Raw genomic sequence first — 15,564 nt, 5'->3', positions numbered from 1 at the left:
ATGGACTGACGCCCCAGCAACTTTATAACCCTACGACTCTACAACTGTAAAACTTTACTTCGGTCGTTTGTAGAGGGGGACGGTGCTGCATGGTTCGCCGAAGAGCAGGCTTTGCACGACGGGTTTCAGGATGCGGGTCAGCTCGACATAAGCCGCCACGGGTACGGGCACCTTGCTACACCCTTTCACCACCACACGCGCATCGCGGTACTGCTCCGGGTCGATGCGGGCGATCGCGTCGAAGTACAGTTTCTCTTCGAGATCGGTCAGCGTACCGAACACGACCGTGTTGGCGTAAGGCTGAAGCTGAATCGTCAACAGCATATACGCCCAGGTTGGCACGATCGCATCTTCTGTGCAGGTGATGGCGACGTTCTTGCCCGTGTACTGACTCCAGTCGTGTTCTTTCAGAAACGCCCGGAAGTCTTTTTCACGCAGTATCATGCCCATGTACAGGTTGTCTTTCAGGTCGTAAAGTACCCGTTCGCCGGGGTGGTACAGCTCTTCCAGATCAAGCGAGACAAGGCCGCTGTTGGCTACGCGGTTTATGATTTCGGTTTCCATATGCGTTTTGATAAGCTACTGATTACGAAGGCAACTAAAACTAGTTACCGCTGGGTAAAAAGCCCGTTTTAAGGTCAACAGTATAGATAAACGTATTGGTTCTTTCGGTCAGACAGCGCACCACAGGCTCAGATTTTTTCGTTACTTTTGTTCTTATTTATTTACCAGAAAAAAGCCAACCAGTCGGCCTATGAAATTCATCGTCTCCTCGTCGGTTCTGCTCAAGAACCTCCAGAATATTAACGGCGTCGTGGCAACCAACCCGATTGTGCCGATCCTCGAAAACTTCCTGTTTCGTATCGATGCCGGGCCGGATGCTGCGGGCGGCACATTGACGATTACAGCCTCGGATCTGCAAACGACCATGACCACGCAGATTCCGGTCGACGCGAGCGAGAGCGGTTCAATTGCCATTCCAGCCAAGCTACTGCTCGACACGCTGCGCAGCCTGCCCGAACAGCCGGTTACCATCAATATCGACACCGACACGTTCGGCACCGAAATCCTGACTGACAACGGCCGGTATAAACTGTCGGGCGAAAACCCGATCGACTTCCCCAAGTTGCCGACCGTCACGAAAACCCAGTCGGTTGAGATGACCTCGGATGTGCTCCTGAGCGCCATCAACAACACGGTCTTTGCAACCAGCACCGACGACCTGCGCCCAGCCATGACGGGGGTTTACCTGCAACTCGGCAGCGACAGTACAACGTTCGTCGCTACCGATGGGCACCGCCTGATCCGCTACCGCCGGACTGATCTCGGCACACCATCGGCCAGTTCGATCATTATTCCACGCAAGGCACTCCAGTTGCTGAAGGCGTCGTTGCCGGAAGGCGTTCCCGTCACGGCGGAGTTCAGCCAGGCGAACGCGTCGTTTACGTTTGGGCCAACGCAGCTGATCTGCCGCCTGATCGACGAGCGGTTCCCCGACTACGAAAACGCCATTCCGACCAACAACCCGAACGTGATGACCATCGGCCGGACCGATCTGCTGAACTCACTGAAGCGGATTATGATCTACGCCAACCGGACTACGCACCAGATTCGGCTGTCGCTGAAGACCAACTCCCTGACGATCTCGGCCGAAGACCTCGACTACTCGAACGAAGCCAACGAAAAACTGCTATGCGACTACGACGGCGACGCGATGGAGATCGGTTTCAACGCCAAGTTGATGGCCGAAATGCTGAGCAACATCAGTGCCCGGATGATTTCGCTGGAACTATCGGCTCCAAACCGCGCCGGTCTGCTGATTCCCGCTGATAAAGACGAAAACGAGGATATTCTGATGCTGGTAATGCCAGTAATGCTCAATACCTACGCTTAAAAAAGTTGTAGAGTCGTAAAGTTGTATGGGTTGTAAAGTTGCTGACGCACGGAGCTACCGCCGGATGGGCTGACGCGCCAGCAACTTTACAACCCTACGACTTTACGACTCTACAACTCCATAACTCCTCCCTCATGCCTAAACGTACTGCCCCGGCGCTGACGTTTATTTTCATTACGCTATTGCTCGATGTGACGGGCATTGGCATCATCATCCCGATCTTTCCAAAGCTGATCGAGCAACTCATCGGCGGCAACATTAGTCAGGCGGCCCAGTATGGTGGTTTTCTGAGCTTCGTCTACGCACTGATGCAATTTGTCTTCTCGCCCGTTCTCGGCGGGTTAAGCGATCGCTACGGGCGACGGCCGGTACTACTCTTCTCGCTGTTTGGCTTTGGTATCGACTATCTCTTTCAGGGATTTGCGCCGACGATTGAATGGTTGTTCATCGGGCGAATACTGGCGGGGATTACCGGGGCCAGCTTCACAACAGCAAACGCGTACATCGCTGACATCAGCACGCCGGAGAAGCGTGCTCAAAACTTTGGTCTGGTCGGTGCGGCATTCGGCGTTGGGTTTATTCTGGGGCCGGCCATTGGCGGTTTTCTGGGGCAATACGGCCCACGTGTCCCTTTCTTCGTATCGGCAGGCCTAACCCTGCTCAATTTCGTCTACGGTCTGTTTGTTCTGCCCGAATCGCTGTCCCCCGAAAACCGGCGACCGTTCAACTGGAAGCGGGCCAACCCGATCGGCTCGTTGCTAAACCTGAAGCGCTATCCGGTCATCCTGGGGCTGGTTGCGTCGCTAGTGCTCATTTACATAGCCGGATTCGCCGTGCAGGGCACCTGGACGTTCTACACGATGGAGAAGTTCAAATGGGATGAGAAAATGGTTGGGTTATCGCTGGCAGCCATCGGCCTGTCGTTCGCTGTCGTGCAGGGCGTCCTGAGTCGGGTTATCATTCCCAAACTTGGGCAGGAGCGCTCGGTCTACGTGGGGCTGCTGTTCAGTTCGCTCGGCTTTATACTGTTTGCCTTCGCGTCGCAAAGCTGGATGATGTTTGCGTTTCTGGGTGTTTACGCGCTGGGCGGCATTGCCGGACCGTCGGTGCAGGGCATTATCTCGAATCAGGTACTTCCCAGCGAACAGGGCGAGATACAGGGTGCCCTGGCCAGCCTGACCAGCGTGACATCGATTGTGGGTCCGCTGATCATGACTAACCTGTTTTCTTTCTTCACCAGCCCAATAGCACCCACATATTTTCCGGGGGCGCCATTTGCGCTGGGGGCCTCGCTGACTCTGATCAGTGCCGCCCTGGCCCGGCGGAATTTTGCCCGAACTGCTAAGAAAACGGAGGCTGTAGCACAGTAACAGACCTGACAGGATTTACTTCCTGCGCGCATTTTGTCATTCCGACGTAGGAGGAATCTCCCGTAGCAGGCAGCTAATTTTCCTTCTTATCGAAGATTCCTCCTGCGTCGGAATGACAAAGCGTATTTTGTGTTCTCTTCCAGCCCCTACAGTTTAAACACGGCGTTGACTTTCAGCAGCATATCGTCCTCGGTTTTCAGACCCATCAACGACGGCCGTTCAACTTTGTATTCAGTCAGGCTGATGGGGAATTCGCCGGTCAGCGTCATCGCGCTACCCGTTTCTTTCCGCGTGACGGGTATTGTCACGGCTTTGGCGACACCGTGAAACGTCAGCGTGCCTTTCGCCACTAACTGCCCGTCGCTACCCGGTTTGATGTCGGAACTGACGAACGTGACGTTCGGGTATTTGATCCTGTCGAGCACTTCCATCGCGTGCGAATCCCGGTTGTTGTTGTCGCTGTCGAACGAAGCAACTTTGATCGACACGGCCACACTTTCCGGCAGCTTCGTTTCGTCGTTGTAGATCATCGCGCAGTTTACATCGTGGCTAACGCCATCCCACTTGTGGAGCGGGTGTTTGGCCGAATACGTCACTGTCGACGCGGCTTTGTCGGCCATTATCTTGCGCTTCGCCATCGGCATAGCGAGGCAAAGGAATACGAGCAGGAATTTCATGGTATGTATGGTTTTATTTCCAACACAGAGGCACGGAGAACGCAGAGAATCAGCATCTGATGACTGTATGTTCTCCGTGCCTCTGTGTTAAAAAAACTTAAAACGTCAGCGCGGCAATCGAGACGGCGTAGGCACCGAAGGTCGTGTAGGCAGCCGCCCGGTGAATAGGTTTCAGATCGGGGTGCTGATCGATCATACCGGCCAGCACGTTGGTCGCGATCATACCTGTCAGATGCAGCACGGCCAGATACTTGTGCAGTTTGATCGTCGTGAAGCCACGCCGGGCACCGACGATGGGGGCGGGGCCGTCAGCGACAATACCAACGTCGTACCGTAGGTGGCGTTAATGATCCCCGCCGTGCGTTCGTGCCATTGCTTCAGGTCGACGTACTCCTGCCCTTTTGCTCTGTACAGTTTCCCGCCCAGAATACCCTGCGCCACAAAACCCGCCAGCGTCACGAAACCACCGATCTGGTGCGCCACCAGCATCGTTCGCCGGATTTTTAGCTCCTTCGTCCGGCCTTCGGGTGTCAGCGGGGCAATGTTCATCGTCCGCAGTAACCCCTTGGTACCCCAGAACGCGCGCTGGGTAAAAATCATCTTGCGGGGCAACAACGGCTCGGCGGCTGTCGAATCGGTTAGTCCCGCGAGCAGGTCATTAGCCGACGTGTCCACCGCCGGGATGGTATCGGTCCGGGGTTTGACCGCCGTAGAATCCTGCGCGCCAGCCAGCCCTACAGACAGACAGAAAATTGATAGAAACAGGAATGTTCGCATCAGGTCGTTGTCGGGTTTAGGTCGTGATCGTAAGCGTATTGCCGTCCGTACTCAGCGCCGTCTTGTACACGGCCAGCCCCGTCGTGGCGGGTCCGACCTCGACCGCACCCACTGTACTGAACTCCGAGCCGTGGTTCGGACAGTAGAAATCGTTTTGCGTCAGCCGGTATTGCACGTTGGTACCCTGGTGCGTGCAGGCGCGCGCCAGCGCTACATAACCCCCTCCCTTCACACGGGCGACGATCATGCTGCCGTTGTACACGTAACCCCCTTCGGTTTTGAGTGCGCTGTTGGCCGATGCCGTCAGATCGAGCGCTCCGCTTGTGCCTGTTCCCGTTCCAGTACCCGTACCGCTCCCAGTCGACGGGGCCGGATCGGTGCTTTTGCTGGAGCAGGCGCTTAGCGTACCCATGCAATAGAAGGCCATCAGCGCGGCACTGCTCATACCCAGCGAGCGAAGAAATTCACCCCGATTCAATTGTTCTTCCGGCTGTTGCGTTTTCATCTGGTTTTTTGTTTTGTGTATCGACATGTAATGAATTGACAGAAAGCGAGTTAGTGAGACTGTAAACTATACCGAAGCGAAAAGAATACGCCCGTACTGAGCAGGTTGACCTTGTAAAAACCAACGCCTTTGAGCGGTACTTTCAGAAAAGGCTCGACCTGCCAGTACAACCGCCGGGTAATGGCCCGTTCGTACCCGCCCGATATATTCAACTGGCTGAATCCGTACCGGCCGGTTTCGGTGGTCCAGTCGCGGTACTTGATTTTTGGGTCAGCCGGGTTGTCATAATTGTACGTATAGTCTTCACGCAGCATGTAGTAGGTCGTCGTACCCGCGCTCACAAACCAGCGGCTGGGCGGCATTGCGTTACGACGCGGCAACAGGGCAATATCGTAGCGTAGGTTAATGGGTATGTCGAGCATGTTGCAACGCCCACCAATGCTGCTCGGCTTAACGCTCCATTGCCCCATGTTCGCGTATTCACCCGCAGGCTCGGTAGCCTGATACACCTTGACGCTGCGTAACGCCCCCGCCTGAATCCGCCACCGCTGGTACTGGTACTCCAGCATCAGGCCAACATTGGTGCCGGGCCGGGAAAAATTAGTCAGCCCGATGGTACTCAGGTCCGGCGACACCAGCATCCGAATGCTCAGGCCCGTGGTTTTGTCAATGCGTTCCACTGTCGGCTGGGAGACACTACTGGTCGATGCCGGCGCTTCAACATCGCGATCGATCCGGGCCGATTTGGCAGACGGTACCGACAGCGGACTAGGCAACAGGGCGACCATAGCCGTGAATCGGTCCGCAGGAGCATTATCCGCATCCGGCAATTCCCCAACAGTCTGCACCGTCGTTTCACCAACTGTCCGGCCGGTTGGCTGGTCAGTAAACGTCCGATCTGCTGTTCTCGCGTGTGGCCGCGCGTAAAAACGAGCCGTTTGACTTTGTGCCATGTCAACCCGACGCGTCGATTGGCCGACAAATTCGGTCTGACGGGTTACCCCCGATCGTGGTTCACTCAGCGGCTTACGAACACGCGCGACCTGCGCTTTACCAGCAACTGATGGTACGGAAGTCGGCGTACCCGATTGCCTTTGTAACGCCGGTTTATCAGGCAGCTCGCCACTAACTACGGTCGATTTCGGCTGGTCCGCAGATTGCTCACCGGATGTTTCAGACACGGTCGGCGTGGGTAACGGCTCTACCGAACGACGGGTTCGACCAGCATCAGATTCCTCGGTCAGGTGTGCTTTATGGTCCGTTTGTTCGACCGTTGCCAACCGACTTGTCGACGTGGCAATTGGTGCCGTTGTCGAAACCGCTGGTTCACGGTCAGCGATCAGCCAGATACCCGTCGACAGCAGGAGTAGCAGCAGTACAGGCAACCCGCGAGTCAGCCAGCGCTGCCAGAACTGCTGTTTGTCGTGCGCGTTCAGTTTATCCTGCATGGTTTGCCACGCAGCCGGATCGTAGGGCGGTTCAGACTCTTCAAGCGATTTTCTGAAGAGTCCGTCCAATTGGTCATCGGGTAACTCTTGCATACTCATCGGGGTGGTGTTGTTTCAATAAATTCCGCAGGTTTTCACGAGCGCGGGCCAGATTTGACTTCGACGATCCAACCGAAATACCAAGCTTGTCGGCAATCTCGTCATGTGCATACCCGTCGATAGCGTACAGATTGAAAACCAGTCGGTATGCCGGTGACAGCTGCTGTACAAGCGTCAGCAGGTCTTCGTGCGCCAACTGCGTGTATGCGTCCGGTTCAGCCGAAGGGGCCAGTTGCTCAGCGCGCTCAATATCGCTTTGCTGACCGTGACGGGTTTCCTGCCGATACTGATCGATGGCGGTATTAATCATGATTCGCCGGAGCCAGCTTTTAAACGACTGCGACGAGTCATACTGATCCAGTCGGGTAAAAACCTTTAAAAAGCCGTCATTCAGCACCTCCAGCGCACTATCGCGGGTAGGTGCATACCGCATGCAAACGCTCATGGCGAACCCGTAAAACTGCCGGTACAGCAATTCCTGGCTCTGACGGTGATTGCGCAGGCAACCAGCCACCAGGTCGGGCAGAGCATCACGTTGGGGGCGATCGGCCATCGATAGGCAACGAGCTATACAGTGTTAATGCTTTTTTAACCCAGATACGAACAGAAGTCGATCAGGGTTGCGTCGGTGGCAAAAAATAAGTGTAAAAATCTGTTTTCAACCCTTTTGCCGTAAACTTGCCGGTGCCCAAGGTGAGCCAATTTAGCCGGGCCCCCGTTCCTTTTCGGGTTTATATCTTACCGATTGGGGTGCCCCGTTCGTTTACCGTATTGTATGAAAGCTGCTTCGTTACGTACCCTTATTTTTTTACTGGTGCTGATTGCCGTCAATGTTCTGTCGGCCTTTGTCTTTTTTCGGGTCGACCTGACGCAGGAGAAACGCTACACGCTCTCGGATGCTACCCGCACGATGCTGGAAACCCTGCCCGGTGATATTCACGTCGACGTGTACCTGACGGGTGATCTGCCACCAGCGTTCAAACGACTGGAAAGTGCGGTGCGCGAAACGCTGGATGAATTTCAGGTGCGGGCCGGGAAAACAATCACCTACCGATTCATTGACCCCGACGCCATCACCAGTGCCGACGAAAAAAATAAGCTGATCGACCGACTTCAGCAGCGGGGCCTGCTGCCGACAAATCTGGTGGCCAACGAAGGGGGTAAGCGCACCGAAAAGCTGCTGTTTCCGGGAGCAATCGTTTCGTATGCCGGAAAGGAAGTGCCGGTACTGCTGCTCAAGGGAAACAAAACCGCGTCGAAGGAAGAGCAGCTGAACCAGTCGTATGAAGGGGTGGAATTTCAACTCGCATCGGCCATTCAGAAGCTGACCCAGACGGGTGAAAACCGCCGGCGCGTGGGCCTGCTTTACAGTAACACGCAGGTGCCTCCTTCCCGCTTCGCCGATCTGCTGGCGTCGGTACAGGAGAAGTACGATCTGTTTTTTGTGGACATGAGCAAGCCCGGCCCGATCAGTGGTCTCGACGCGTTGCTCGTTCCCAAGCCTGACCGCCCATTTTCCGACGATGCAATTTTTAAGATCGATCAGTACGTAGTCAACGGTGGCCGGGCGTTGTTTTTTGTGGATGGGCAGCGCGTCGATTCGGTCAGCAATGAAGGGACGTACGCTCAGCCGCTCAACCTGAACCTCGACAACCTGTTTTTCCGCTGGGGCGTCCGGCTCAACCGCGACGTGGTAAAGGATCTGTACTGTGCGCCTATTCCGCTCAACGTGGGCAACATGGGCGACAAACCCAACATTCAGCTGCTGCCGTGGCGGTTCTACCCGTTGCTCAACAACTTCGGCAAATCGGGCAACCCCATCGTCCGCAACCTCGACATGGTGCTGGCGCGATTCACTAGTTCGCTCGATACGGTGCAGTCGCGGGGCATCCAGAAAATTCCGCTGTTGTTGACCTCGGCCTACACCCAGGACCTGAAAGCACCTGCGCTGATTTCCTACACCGAAGCCCGCAAACAGCCCGATCCGCAAACGTACAACGGTGGACCCAAACTAATTGCCTGCCTGCTGGAAGGCAAATTCACCTCGCTGTACGCTAATCAGATTCTACCCGGCGACCCGCGTGCGGCTGGCTTTCGGTCCGAAGGCGTACCGTCGCGCGTGCTGATCTGCTCCGACGGCGATCTGGTTATCAACGACGTCAACTACCGGCAGAATCAGCCGTACCCGCTGGGCTTTGACCGCTTTACGCGCACGACCTACGCCAACAAGGATTTTGCGATGAACGCCATCGACTACCTCGTCGATCCCAACGGCGTCATTGCGGCCCGTACCCGTACAGTAACGCTGCGCCCGCTCGACAAAATCCGGCTCGACGCCAGCCGCACCAGCTGGCAGTTACTGAATCTGTTGGGTCCACTGCTGCTGATCGGGCTGGTTGGTGCTGGCTGGCAGGTAGCACGCCGAAGCCGCTACGCGCGGTAATCCCTGCCCAGTAATCATCCCCCGCCCCCTGAGGTCAACGGGTTGCCTTTTTCGACGGGGAAAACGTTCTTCGTGACGATAAACCTGCCCCGCCCTATGTCATCCCGTTCTGCCTCGCTACGACCCCTGTTTTCGTTACCCGTCATCGTTGCCGCGCTCGGCTACTTTGTCGACGTGTACGACCTGCTGCTATTCAACATCGTGCGGGTACCGAGCCTGAAAGATATGGGCCTGTCGGAAGCGGCTATCTCGCTGGAAGGGGGTCGTATCCTCAACATTCAGCAGGCGGGTCTACTTCTGGGCGGTATTCTGTGGGGAGTACTGGGCGATAAACGCGGCCGGCTGTCGGTGCTGTTTGGCTCGATCATCACCTACTCGCTGGCCAACATCGCCTGTGGGTTTGTGCAGAATCCGGGATTGTATGCGGCTTTGCGATTCGTAGCCGGGCTGGGGCTGGCGGGCGAGCTGGGGGCGGGCATCACGCTGGTTAGCGAGATACTACCCCGGCAGTTGCGCGGTTACGGCTCGTCGCTGGTGGCGGGGGTGGGGCTGTTCGGAGCCGTGGTGGCGTACTTCACCGTCTCGCTCTTCGATTGGCGCACAACCTACTTCATCGGCGGTGGGCTGGGACTTGGTCTGCTGGTACTGCGCGTGACCATTCTGGAATCGACCCTGTATCAGCAGGTACAGCAAACCAAAGTCAAACGGGGTAATTTCTGGGCGCTGTTTCAGAACCGCGACCGGCTGATGCGCTACATCTGGTGCATGGGTATTTCGCTGCCAACATACTTCGTCATCGGCATTCTGGCGACGTTCGGCAATGAGTTTGGCAAAGCCCTGCACCTTCCCGAAGCCATTCAGCCGGGCCGTAGTGTCATGTTCACGTACGTCGGTATGGTAGCGGGCGACCTGCTCAGCGGTCCGTTTAGCCAGTTGCTCCAGTCGCGACGAAAAGCTATTGGCCTGATGATGGCGTTGACGCTGCTGTTTGTCGTCATTTACCTGTCCGGCATCGTGTCAACGAGCGGCCTGTTTTACGGCCTGTGCGTCGGGATGGGCTTCGGCATTGGATACATCGCCTTGTTCCTGACGGTCACGGCGGAGAGTTTTGGCACCAACCTGCGGGCGACGGCTACCACCTCGGTCGCCAACAACGTCCGGGCCACGACGCTGCTTAGTATTCCCGCCTTCCAAGCTATGAAGCCCGCTATCGGTACACTGGCAGCGGGCGGTATCATCGGGCTGGTTTGCTTCGGGCTGGCTTTTCTGTCGCTGCTCAAACTACCGGAAACGTTCGGCAGGGATCTGGACTACAGCGAGGAATAAACAAAAACCGGCCTGACTTCATACGCGGAGTCAGGCCGGTTTGCCTTATAACGATTCGAATAAACTAGTATTCGTCCTCATTAAAGAAGAAGTCATCTTTGGTCGGGTAGTCCGGCCAGATTTCTTCAATGCTTTCATAGGGTTGGCCATCATCCTCGAGTTCCTGGAGATTCTCTACGACTTCCAGTGGCGCACCGGAGCGGATCGAGTAATCAATCAGTTCGTCTTTCGTGGCTGGCCAGGGGGCATCTTCAAGATAAGAAGCGAGTTCGAGTGTCCAGTACATAGTGTGTATTTCAGTAAAGCGTGACTATTTTTTCAGGGTGCAAAAGTATAAAAAAGTGATTATCCTAATCATTGTCTGTTCAGTAGATATTCACTAAAAACTCCTGACCGGGTTTAGGCGATTAACCAACAGTGTTCTGCTTTGTTTGCGCAGGTCGGTACAATTTACAATTCTGCCCCATTTCTTTCCGGTTTGTACATCTTTCGTGCCAGCAAACAGCCGTAGTTTTGCCGGTCAATTCCCCCCAATACGCTTACAAACTGACTGACGTTTCGCTATGACTGTTGAAGTATGTGCTTTTTCGCTGCAATCCTGCCTGACCGCGCAAGACGCCGGTGCCGACCGAATTGAACTCTGCGGTAGTCTGAGCGAAGGCGGTACCACGCCCAGTATTGGCCTCGTTGCGCAGGCCCGTCGGCAGGTGTCGATCGCCTTATACGTCATGATTCGACCGCGCGGGGGTGACTTCCTTTATTCCGAAACGGAGTTTGCCGTTATGCAGACCGACATCGAAGCCGCCAAGACCGCCGGTGCCGACGGCATTGTACTGGGGCTGCTCCGCGCCGACGGGACTGTCGATGAAGAAAAAACGCGCGCACTAGTCGAGCTGGCGCATCCGCTGCCGGTGACGTTCCACCGCGCGTTCGACATGAGCCGTGATGCCGCCGAAGCCCTTGAAGCCATTATCCGCACCGGCTGCGTTCGCATTCTGACATCTGGGCAGCATCCATCCGCCACGCAGGGCATTCCCGTACTGCGGCAACTGGTTGAGCAGGCTGCCGGTCGGATTGAGATCATGGCAGGCGTTGGCGTGTCGATTCAGAATGCGCAGGCACTACTCGATGCGGGTGTCGGGGCGCTTCACCTGAGCGGCAAATCGTCGCAGGCCAGCCCGATGCAGTACCGTCGTCCGGAACTAACAATGGCGTCGGCAGTGCTGGGCGAATACGAACGAATCGAAGCCAGTGCCGACGCCATTGCGCCCGTGGTGAAACTAGTTCACTACCAGAAATAAACGTACAGCCCGACTACGGTCATCAATACCAGCGTCGCGCCGATCGTGAATTCGGGAGCCACTTTAAACATGCTGGAGTCGATTTGCAGCCCTTTCAGACTTGGCTTCTGCATACCCAGTATGAACATGACGAACACACAGATCAGGAATACGAAGCCCATCGTGTCGAGGAACGGAATCGTGTAGATACCATCGGCCCCCTGTACGGCGAAGCCCATCGGAGCCAGGAACGACAGATCGACCACGCCCGGCAGCACATATTTGAAAAACAGCGACAGCAGGAAGCCCCCGACGATGGCAAACAAGGCCCCCGACGAGTTGGTCCGTTTCCAGAAGAAGCCCATGATAAAGGCGGCAAATACACCCGGCGACACAAGCCCGGTCATTTCCTGAATGAACTGAAATCCACCTTTCTTGTCGATACCCATGAACGGCGAAATCAGAATCGCCAGAATCATCGCGACGACAATGGTAATCCGCCCGATGTTGACCAGCTTGGCATCTTCCGCTTCGGGTGCAATGTATTTCTTGTAAATGTCGAGCGTGAAGATGGTCGAAATCGAGTTGGCCTTACCCGCCAGCGAGGCTACGACGGCAGCGGTCAGAGCGGCAAACGAAAGCCCTTTCAGACCCGTTGGCAGCAGGTTCAGCAGTACTGGGTAGGCGTGGTCTTTGTTGATTTCACCCGACGCGTCGAGCATCTCTTTCTGAAACAGCCCTTTCTGGTACAGGGTGTAGGCGGCAATACCCGGCAGCACAACGATGACCGGCATGAGCAGTTTCAGCAGAGCCGCGAAGAGAATGCCCTGCCGGGCCGTTTTCAGATCGGCACCCAACGCCCGCTGGGTGATATACTGGTTACAGCCCCAGTAGTTCAGGTTCACAATCCACATCCCGCCGATCAGCACCGTAAGGCCGGGCAATGACGAATAAAACGGATTGTCTTTCGTGAAGATCATCTGGAAGTGGTCCGACGACTGGGTGAGCATGATGTTCAGTCCGTTGGCAACGCCCGCCGTACCGCTCTGCGCCGACACCAGTTCGATAGCCAGATAGGTCGTGGCCAGCCCGCCCATAATCAGGAAGAACACCTGAATTACGTCGGTAAAGCCGATTACTTTCATCCCGCCAATGGTGATGATGACGGCAAACACCGCCAGCGCGATCATACACAGCGTGAAGTTCAGCCCCGAAATGGTCGATACAGCCAGCGCACCGAGGAACAGAATCGACGTCAGGTTAACGAGTACGTAGAGAAACAGCCAGAAAACGGCCATAATCATTGATACCGTGTTGTTGTACCGCTGCGTCAGAAACTGCGGCATCGTAAAGATCCGGTTCTTGAGGTAGATCGGCATGAAAAATATCGCTACTACGATAAGCGTAGCCGCAGCCATCCACTCGTAGGTGGCAATAGCCAGTCCCATCGCAAAGCCATCGCCCGACGCACCGATAAACTGCTCGGCCGAAATGTTCGACGCGATCAGCGACGAGCCGATGGCCCACCAGGTCAGTGATCCTTCCGCCAGAAAAAAGTCGGTTGTCGACATTTTTTCGGTTTGTTTACGCCGGTAAATCCAGACACCGTACGAAGCAACAATGATGAAATAGAAAAAGAAAACAATGTAATCCAGTGCCTGAAGCTTTTGCATGGCGGGTCTGAAAGGCAGGTAAAGGGAAAGAGTTATTTATGAGTTGACGTATTCCGAGTCGAAAGATAAGGATTTGGTGAAATTTCGACGGATTATTTGCTCAAACTGCAATGCAATCGGTTGAAATTATAGCACGATGGCTCGGTTGCCAGCGATAAATACCCGGTCGTTGAAGACCAGTTTGAGCGCCTGCGACAGCACGATTTTCTCGACGTCGCGCCCTTCCATCGCCATATCCCCCGCCTGTTGCCGGTGGTTTACCTCTTTTACGTCCTGCGCGATAATCGGCCCTTCGTCCAGATCATTGTTGACGAAGTGGGCCGTTGCGCCAATGATTTTGACACCCCGTTCATACGCCTGCCGGTACGGGTTAGCCCCCACGAATGCGGGTAGAAAGGAATGGTGGATATTGACGATGCGGTTCGGGTAATGCCGTACGAAAGCTGGTGTCAGCACCCGCATGTATTTGGCCAGCACGAGGTATTCCGGTTCGTAGATCGCCAGCGTTCGCAGAATGGCTTCTTCATGTTCTTCGCGGCTCTTTCCTTCGTGCGATACATAGTGGAACGGAATACCAAATTTACTGACCAGCGGTTGCAGGGTGTTGTAGTTGCTCACCACGGCCAGAATATCCGCGTCCAGTTCATCAAATGCGTACCGAATCAGCAGTTCGGCCAGACAGTGGTGTTCTTTCGTGACCATAATCACGATATTCTTCCGGCGCTTGGGGTTGAGCCGAAACGTGATTCCCTCGGCGTCAGTCTGGTCAGATAGGGTCGATGTCAGGTCCTGCAACAGCGCTTTTTCATTGACGTTTCCGTCGAATTCAGTCCGCATAAAAAACCGGCCTGTCGGGCTGACGTATTCGTCGTTGTGGATGATATTGAGGCCGTGCCGGAACAGAACACCGGTAACGTGGTAAATCAACCCCTTCGCATCGGGGCCGTCCATCAGTAAAATATGTTTATCAGAATCCACCATGAGTGACAGGGAAGAAAGTCGGTCAAAAGTAGTGAAAGCCACTAGTTAATTCCTTTATTTGGGCCCGTAACCCTCACTTCATGGTAAACAGACGACACTTTTTACGATTGGGTCCGCTGGTGAGTCTATTCCCCTCGCTGGCGTTCCGCGCTACTCAACTTCAGCCCGCAAAGACGATCGCATCCGACACCGTCCAGTCAGGATTGCCTCAGGGTGGCCCTCTTATTCTCTCAACCTGGAAACAGCCAAAAGCCCACGCAGCTGCGCAGGCCGTACTCGATCAGGGCAAACGCGCGATCGATGTGGTCGAAGCGGGTGTCCGTGTTCCTGAAGCCGACCCCAACGATACCAGTGTGGGTTACGGCGGGCTGCCTGACCGCGACGGTCGGGTAACGCTCGATGCCTGCATCATGGACGAAAATGGCAATGCAGGTTCGGTCACGTATCTGGAAAATATCATGCACGCCATTTCCGTGGCGCGGGCTGTAATGGAAAAAACGCCCCACGTCATGCTGAGTGGCGAAGGCGCGCAGCGATTTGCGCTAGCGAACGGGTTCAAAAAAGAAAATTTGCTGACGCCGGCCTCGAAAGCGGCCTGGCAAACGTGGCTGAAGACGGCCAAGTACAAACCCGTTATCAACATCGAACGGCACGACACAATCGGTATGCTGGCGATCGACAAAGCCGGTAATATTTCCGGTGCCTGCACAACGAGCGGGCTGGCCTACAAGATGAACGGTCGGGTGGGCGATTCGCCAATTATCGGAGCCGGGCTATTCGTTGATAATGAGATCGGTGGGGCCTGCGCAACGGGTCTGGGCGAGCTGGTTATGCGTACTTGCGGCTCGTTTCTAGTGGTCGAACTGATGCGGCAGGGCCGTACGCCACAGCAGGCCTGCGAAGAAGCCGCGCTACGGATTGTGAAAAAGCAGGATTATAAAGACGTGCAGGTTGGCTTTATCGCAGTAAATAAGTCAGGGGAAACGGGCGCTTATAGCATTCATCCCGGTTTTAATTTTACCTTGACAAGAAATGGGCAAACAGAAGTGACAGATGCCCGTTCGTATATAAATAAGTAAACCTGGCCGGTG

Annotated in this window: 14 protein-coding genes and 1 pseudogene; 6 read left to right on the top strand and 9 right to left on the bottom strand. The window is 55.3% G+C overall.

Translation table 11 applies throughout. The annotated features are described in order from the left end of the window. Positions 1-54 precede the first annotated feature (54 nt). Positions 55-564: a DUF2480 family protein gene (locus HH216_RS06765; RefSeq protein ID WP_169550099.1), complete on the bottom strand. Its 510-nt coding sequence runs from the start codon at positions 562-564 to the stop codon at positions 55-57. A 190-nt stretch (positions 565-754) separates the two neighbouring features. On the opposite strand from HH216_RS06765, the gene dnaN reads away from it, so the two are divergent. Both dnaN and HH216_RS06755 read left to right on the top strand, forming a co-directional pair. Then, complete coding sequence (gene dnaN / locus HH216_RS06760) at positions 755-1,894, top strand: DNA polymerase III subunit beta (RefSeq protein ID WP_169550098.1); 1,140 nt, start codon at positions 755-757, stop codon at positions 1,892-1,894. 134 nt (positions 1,895-2,028) lie between these two features. Further along, on the top strand, positions 2,029-3,264 hold the full coding sequence (locus HH216_RS06755; RefSeq protein WP_169550097.1) for a TCR/Tet family MFS transporter: 1,236 nt from the start codon (positions 2,029-2,031) through the stop codon (positions 3,262-3,264). A gap of 146 nt (positions 3,265-3,410) precedes the next feature. Here HH216_RS06755 and HH216_RS06750 read toward each other — a convergent pair whose 3' ends face one another. From HH216_RS06750 to HH216_RS06730, 5 genes and pseudogenes are all read right to left on the bottom strand, one after another. Beyond that, entirely contained in the window at positions 3,411-3,941 is a 531-nt protein-coding gene (locus tag HH216_RS06750) for a YceI family protein (protein ID WP_169550096.1), read from the bottom strand. 97 nt (positions 3,942-4,038) lie between these two features. Then, a pseudogene (locus tag HH216_RS06745) lies at positions 4,039-4,718 on the bottom strand (hypothetical protein). A 16-nt stretch (positions 4,719-4,734) separates the two neighbouring features. Beyond that, positions 4,735-5,223, bottom strand: coding sequence for a QcrA and Rieske domain-containing protein (locus tag HH216_RS06740; RefSeq protein WP_169550095.1), 489 nt, complete (start codon positions 5,221-5,223; stop codon positions 4,735-4,737). 50 nt (positions 5,224-5,273) lie between these two features. Continuing rightward, the gene (locus HH216_RS06735) at positions 5,274-6,764 is read right to left on the bottom strand and encodes a hypothetical protein (protein ID WP_169550094.1); all 1,491 of its coding nucleotides are present in this window, start codon (positions 6,762-6,764) and stop codon (positions 5,274-5,276) included. Beyond that, positions 6,745-7,323: an RNA polymerase sigma factor gene (locus HH216_RS06730; protein WP_169550093.1), complete on the bottom strand. Its 579-nt coding sequence runs from the start codon at positions 7,321-7,323 to the stop codon at positions 6,745-6,747. The genes HH216_RS06735 and HH216_RS06730 overlap by 20 nt, the downstream gene beginning before the upstream one ends. Before the next feature lie 222 nt (positions 7,324-7,545). Here HH216_RS06730 and gldG point away from each other — a divergent pair, with 222 nt between their 5' ends. Together gldG and HH216_RS06720 are read left to right on the top strand one after the other, a co-directional pair. Then, positions 7,546-9,213 (top strand): gliding motility-associated ABC transporter substrate-binding protein GldG, encoded by a 1,668-nt coding sequence (gldG, locus tag HH216_RS06725; protein WP_169550092.1) that lies wholly within the window; start codon positions 7,546-7,548, stop codon positions 9,211-9,213. 96 nt (positions 9,214-9,309) lie between these two features. Continuing rightward, positions 9,310-10,539, top strand: coding sequence for an MFS transporter (locus HH216_RS06720; protein ID WP_169550091.1), 1,230 nt, complete (start codon positions 9,310-9,312; stop codon positions 10,537-10,539). Positions 10,540-10,603: 64 nt separating this feature from the next. Here HH216_RS06720 and HH216_RS06715 read toward each other — a convergent pair whose 3' ends face one another. Further along, positions 10,604-10,825, bottom strand: coding sequence for a DUF2795 domain-containing protein (locus tag HH216_RS06715; RefSeq protein WP_009284883.1), 222 nt, complete (start codon positions 10,823-10,825; stop codon positions 10,604-10,606). A gap of 277 nt (positions 10,826-11,102) precedes the next feature. On the opposite strand from HH216_RS06715, the gene HH216_RS06710 reads away from it, so the two are divergent. Further along, positions 11,103-11,840: a copper homeostasis protein CutC gene (locus tag HH216_RS06710; protein WP_169550090.1), complete on the top strand. Its 738-nt coding sequence runs from the start codon at positions 11,103-11,105 to the stop codon at positions 11,838-11,840. Here the strand turns inward: HH216_RS06710 and HH216_RS06705 are convergent. After that, on the bottom strand, positions 11,828-13,492 hold the full coding sequence (locus HH216_RS06705) for a sodium:solute symporter family transporter (protein WP_169550089.1): 1,665 nt from the start codon (positions 13,490-13,492) through the stop codon (positions 11,828-11,830). The genes HH216_RS06710 and HH216_RS06705 overlap by 13 nt on opposite strands. A gap of 126 nt (positions 13,493-13,618) precedes the next feature. Then, a complete protein-coding gene (purU, locus tag HH216_RS06700) occupies positions 13,619-14,473 on the bottom strand; it encodes a formyltetrahydrofolate deformylase (RefSeq protein WP_169550088.1) in 855 nt (284 codons plus the stop codon). Positions 14,474-14,553: 80 nt separating this feature from the next. On the opposite strand from purU, the gene HH216_RS06695 reads away from it, so the two are divergent. Then, positions 14,554-15,552, top strand: a complete 999-nt coding sequence (locus HH216_RS06695) for an isoaspartyl peptidase/L-asparaginase family protein (protein ID WP_169550087.1) — start codon at positions 14,554-14,556, stop codon at positions 15,550-15,552. The last annotated feature ends 12 nt before the right edge of the window (positions 15,553-15,564 follow it).

The sequence above is a fragment of the Spirosoma rhododendri genome (assembly GCF_012849055.1).
In the GTDB taxonomy this organism is placed as follows: Bacteria; Bacteroidota; Bacteroidia; order Cytophagales; family Spirosomataceae; genus Spirosoma; species Spirosoma rhododendri.
Note: the sequence above shows the minus strand (reverse complement) of the source record. Positions and strands in the feature narration are given on the sequence as shown.

Excerpts from the sequence above, each read along its gene's own strand:
- HH216_RS06715 (WP_009284883.1), bottom strand. The coding sequence starts at position 10,825 with ATGTACTGGACACTCGAACTCGCTTCTTATCTTGAAGATGCCCCCTGG.
- dnaN (WP_169550098.1), top strand. The coding sequence starts at position 755 with ATGAAATTCATCGTCTCCTCGTCGGTTCTGCTCAAGAACCTCCAGAAT.
- gldG (WP_169550092.1), top strand. The coding sequence starts at position 7,546 with ATGAAAGCTGCTTCGTTACGTACCCTTATTTTTTTACTGGTGCTGATT.
- HH216_RS06735 (WP_169550094.1), bottom strand. The coding sequence starts at position 6,764 with ATGCAAGAGTTACCCGATGACCAATTGGACGGACTCTTCAGAAAATCG.
- HH216_RS06730 (WP_169550093.1), bottom strand. The coding sequence starts at position 7,323 with ATGGCCGATCGCCCCCAACGTGATGCTCTGCCCGACCTGGTGGCTGGT.
- HH216_RS06740 (WP_169550095.1), bottom strand. The coding sequence starts at position 5,223 with ATGAAAACGCAACAGCCGGAAGAACAATTGAATCGGGGTGAATTTCTT.
- HH216_RS06765 (WP_169550099.1), bottom strand. The coding sequence starts at position 564 with ATGGAAACCGAAATCATAAACCGCGTAGCCAACAGCGGCCTTGTCTCG.
- HH216_RS06710 (WP_169550090.1), top strand. The coding sequence starts at position 11,103 with ATGACTGTTGAAGTATGTGCTTTTTCGCTGCAATCCTGCCTGACCGCG.
- HH216_RS06695 (WP_169550087.1), top strand. The coding sequence starts at position 14,554 with ATGGTAAACAGACGACACTTTTTACGATTGGGTCCGCTGGTGAGTCTA.
- HH216_RS06755 (WP_169550097.1), top strand. The coding sequence starts at position 2,029 with ATGCCTAAACGTACTGCCCCGGCGCTGACGTTTATTTTCATTACGCTA.
- purU (WP_169550088.1), bottom strand. The coding sequence starts at position 14,473 with ATGGTGGATTCTGATAAACATATTTTACTGATGGACGGCCCCGATGCG.
- HH216_RS06705 (WP_169550089.1), bottom strand. The coding sequence starts at position 13,492 with ATGCAAAAGCTTCAGGCACTGGATTACATTGTTTTCTTTTTCTATTTC.
- HH216_RS06720 (WP_169550091.1), top strand. The coding sequence starts at position 9,310 with ATGTCATCCCGTTCTGCCTCGCTACGACCCCTGTTTTCGTTACCCGTC.
- HH216_RS06750 (WP_169550096.1), bottom strand. The coding sequence starts at position 3,941 with ATGAAATTCCTGCTCGTATTCCTTTGCCTCGCTATGCCGATGGCGAAG.